This is a genomic window from Stenotrophomonas sp. PS02301 (assembly GCF_029959485.1).
Lineage (GTDB): Bacteria > Pseudomonadota > Gammaproteobacteria > Xanthomonadales > Xanthomonadaceae > Stenotrophomonas > Stenotrophomonas maltophilia_Z.
The window spans coordinates 1-3520 of record NZ_JASCOO010000176.1; the positions used below are offsets into that span (position 1 = coordinate 1).

3 protein-coding genes are annotated in these 3520 nt (G+C 65.9%); 2 read left to right on the forward strand and 1 reads right to left on the reverse strand.

The window, feature by feature from the left end; genetic code table 11:
- Positions 1–30: 30 nt before the first annotated feature.
- A complete protein-coding gene (gene speE, locus QMX81_RS20650) occupies positions 31–885 on the reverse strand; it encodes a polyamine aminopropyltransferase (protein ID WP_282264316.1) in 855 nt (284 codons plus the stop codon).
- Between the two features lie 192 nt (positions 886–1077).
- Between speE and speA the strand changes: the two genes are divergently transcribed.
- Positions 1078–2967 (forward strand): arginine decarboxylase, encoded by a 1890-nt coding sequence (speA, locus tag QMX81_RS20655; protein WP_282264318.1) that lies wholly within the window; start codon positions 1078–1080, stop codon positions 2965–2967.
- A 94-nt stretch (positions 2968–3061) separates the two neighbouring features.
- Positions 3062–3385, forward strand: coding sequence for a DUF6122 family protein (locus QMX81_RS20660; protein WP_121040688.1), 324 nt, complete (start codon positions 3062–3064; stop codon positions 3383–3385).
- Positions 3386–3520: the final 135 nt, after the last annotated feature.

Consider the following 3520-nt stretch of genomic DNA (forward strand, 5'->3'; position numbering starts at 1 on the left):
GGTGCCGACCGTTGGTCGGCACGCCTTCGATCAGCCCTTAAGGGCTGCCGCCACGAACGGCGGGGTCACCAGCACGCCGGTATGCAGCGCGGCGGTGTAGTACAGCGTCTCGAACGACTTGGCGGCCGAATCGGCCTGGCGGAAATCGAAGCTGCTCTCGCCCTTGCGGGCCAGCGTCACGCTCCACCAGCCGGTCGGGTAGCACGGCTGCGGGAACGGCAGGGTCTTGAACGAGCCGAAGCCGGCCTTGCCCATCTCGGTGCGCATTTCGTTGATCAGGTCCAGCTGCATCAGCGGCGATTCGGACTGCTGCACCAGGATGCCGTCATCCTTCAGGGCCTTGAAGCAGCTCTCGTAGAACGCCTTGTTGAACAGGCCTTCGCCCGGGCCGACCGGATCGGTCGAGTCCACGATCACCACGTCCACGCTGCCGGCCGGGCAGTTGGCCATGTAGGCCACGCCGTCGTCGAACATCAGCTCGGCGCGCGGATCGTCGTTGGAATCGCACAGTTCCGGGAAGTGCTTGCGGGCCATCACGGTGACCTGCTCGTCGATGTCGCACTGGGTCACGCTCTCCACGCCTTCGTGCTTGAGCACTTCGCGCAGGGTGCCGCAGTCGCCGCCGCCGATGATCACCACGCGCTTGGGCGCGGCATGGGTGAACAGCACCGGGTGGCTGATCATCTCGTGGTAGAAGAAGTTGTCCTTGCTGGTCAACATGATGGCGCCATCGATGGTCATCAGGTTGCCCCAATCGGTGGTCGCGAAGATCTCGATCTTCTGGAACGGCGACTGCACTTCATCCAGCTTGCCGGTCAGGCGGTAGCCGATGGCCGAGCCGGTGCGCTCGAAGTGTTCGATGTACCAGTTGTTGTTGTCAGTCATGGAATAGCAGTCCTGTTCGGAAGGGTGTTGGAGCCGGGCTGGCGGCGGTGCCGCGTGGCGCAAGCCACGTCCGGACGGGTTGGCCCGTTCAGGTTTCAAGCCTGAGCACGGGCGCGGGCGCGCATGATAACGGAGCTGTCGCCACATAGGCGTTATCATGCACCCCCTTTTTTACCAACCAGGCCCACTGAAATGACCGATTGGTCCCTCGACCAAGCCCGCAAGACCTACTCGATTCCGCATTGGGCGGATGGTTACTTCGACGTGGATCAGGCAGGACACATGGTGGTGAGACCGACTGGCCAGGACGGCCCGGTGGTATCGCTGCCGAAAATCGTCGATGCCGCCCGCGAGGCCGGCGCCAAGCTGCCGCTGCTGGTGCGCTTCCCGGACATCCTGGGCCAGCGCCTGGCCAAGCTGCAGGCCGCGTTCGCGCAGGCACAGACCGACTGGGAGTACCCGGGCGGCTACACCGCCGTCTACCCGATCAAGGTCAACCAGCACCGTGGCGTGGCCGGCACCCTGGCCAGCCACCACGGCGAAGGCTTCGGCCTGGAAGCGGGCAGCAAGCCCGAGCTGATGGCCGTGCTGGCGCTCTCGCGCCCGGGTGGCCTGATCGTCTGCAACGGCTACAAGGACCGCGAGTACATCCGCCTGGCCCTGATCGGCCGCAAGCTGGGCCTGCAGACCTTCATCGTGATCGAGAAGCCCTCCGAGCTGAAGCTGGTGCTGGAGGAATCCAAGGCGCTGGACGTCAAGCCGGGCCTGGGCGTGCGCATGCGCCTGGCCTCGCTGGGCGCGGGCAAGTGGCAGAACAGCGGCGGCGACAAGGCAAAGTTCGGCCTCTCGCCGCGCCAGCTGCTGGACCTGTGGAAGTCGCTGCGCGATACCGAATACGCCGACTGCCTGAGCCTGCTGCATTTCCACATGGGCTCGCAGATCTCCAACGTGCGCGACATCGCCAATGGCATGCGCGAAGCCACCCGCTACTTCGTGGAGCTCTCGCGCCTGGGCGCGAAGATCACCCACGTGGACGTCGGCGGTGGCCTGGGCGTGGATTACGAAGGCACCCGCTCGCGCAGCTTCTGCTCGATCAATTACGGCCTGAACTCCTACGCCAGCAACATCGTGCAGCCGCTGGCCAATGCCTGCGAGGAGCACGGCCTGACCCCGCCGCGGATCGTCACCGAGTGCGGCCGCGCGATGACCGCGCACCACGCGGTGCTGATCGCCAACGTCTCCGAGGTGGAAGAGGCGCAGGAAGGCCGCGTGCCGGACCAGCACGACGACGAGCCGGCGGCGATCCGCCACCTGCGCGAGATCCACGCCGAGCTCGATGAGCGCCCGGCGGTGGAGCTGTTCCAGGAAGCGCAGCACTTCCATGCCGAAGGCCTGTCCAGCTATGCGCTGGGCCAGATCGACCTGCCGCAGCGCGCCCGTATCGACGATCTGTTCTACGCCATCGCCCATGCCGTGCGCGCCCGCCTGAGCTATGACGAAAAGAGCCATCGCCCGGCGCTGGACGAGTTGAACGAACGTCTTGTCGACAAGTACTTCGTCAACTTCAGCGTGTTCGAATCGATTCCCGATGCGTGGGCGATCGACCAGGTGTTCCCGATCGTGCCGATCGAGCGCTTGAACGAGCAGCCCGAGCGCCGCGGCATCATCGCGGACATGACCTGCGATTCGGACGGCATGGTGAAAACCTATGTCGAGAACGAAAGCCTGGACACCTCGCTGCCGCTGCATGCGCTGAAGTCCGGGGAGAGCTACCGCATCGCGTTCTTCATGGTCGGTGCATACCAGGAAATCCTGGGCGACATCCACAACCTGTTCGGCGACACCGACGCGGTGGAAGTACTGGCCGATGCCGATGGCTACGCGATCACCCAGCAGCGCCGCGGTGATACCACCGATGTGATGCTGGACTACGTGGGCTACAGCCTGGCCGATCTGCGCGCCAGCTACGCCGCGCGCGTGGCGGCGGCGAAGCTCTCGCCCGAGCGCGCGCAGGAGCTGTCCGAGGCACTGGAAGCCGGTCTGACCGGCTACACCTACCTGTCCGACGAGCCCCTGGCGTAAGCCGGTGGCGACGGGTGATGGCCTTCGGGCCTCACCCGGTCGTCGGTAGCGTCGGGCACGGCCCGTCGGTTCCTTCAAGGCACCTGGAAACCCCATGAGCGCCCGCGCGATCTTTCATCTGTTCCTGCATGCGGCCGTACCGGCGGTGCTGGCGTGGATGTTCTGGCGCAAGCGTTTCATGTCCGCCTGGGTGCTGATGCTGCTGGGCTGGATCATCGATCTGGACCATCTGCTGGCCGACCCGATCTACGCCCCTAACCGCTGCAGCATCGGTTTCCATCCGCTGCACACTGCACCGGCGATCGCGGTATACGCGGGGTTGTGTGTGCCGAAGAAGACGCGGCTGTTCGGTATCGGTCTGATCATCCACATCGTGCTGGATGCGATCGACTGTTGGTGGATGCACGCCGGCAGGTGAATCCACGCTACGCGTGGATGTCGTGCAGCCTCCGATCCGCTACGCATGACCGGTAGTGGGGGGGGGGGGGGGGGGGGGGGGGGGGGGCGGGGGGGGGGGGGGGGCGGGGGGCGGCGCCGCCCGCCCCCGCCCCCG

Bases quoted from the DNA above. Each gene is read 5' to 3' on its own strand.
- speA (WP_282264318.1), top strand. From the start codon at position 1,078: ATGACCGATTGGTCCCTCGACCAAGCCCGCAAGACCTACTCGATTCCG.
- QMX81_RS20660 (WP_121040688.1), top strand. From the start codon at position 3,062: ATGAGCGCCCGCGCGATCTTTCATCTGTTCCTGCATGCGGCCGTACCG.
- speE (WP_282264316.1), bottom strand. From the start codon at position 885: ATGACTGACAACAACAACTGGTACATCGAACACTTCGAGCGCACCGGC.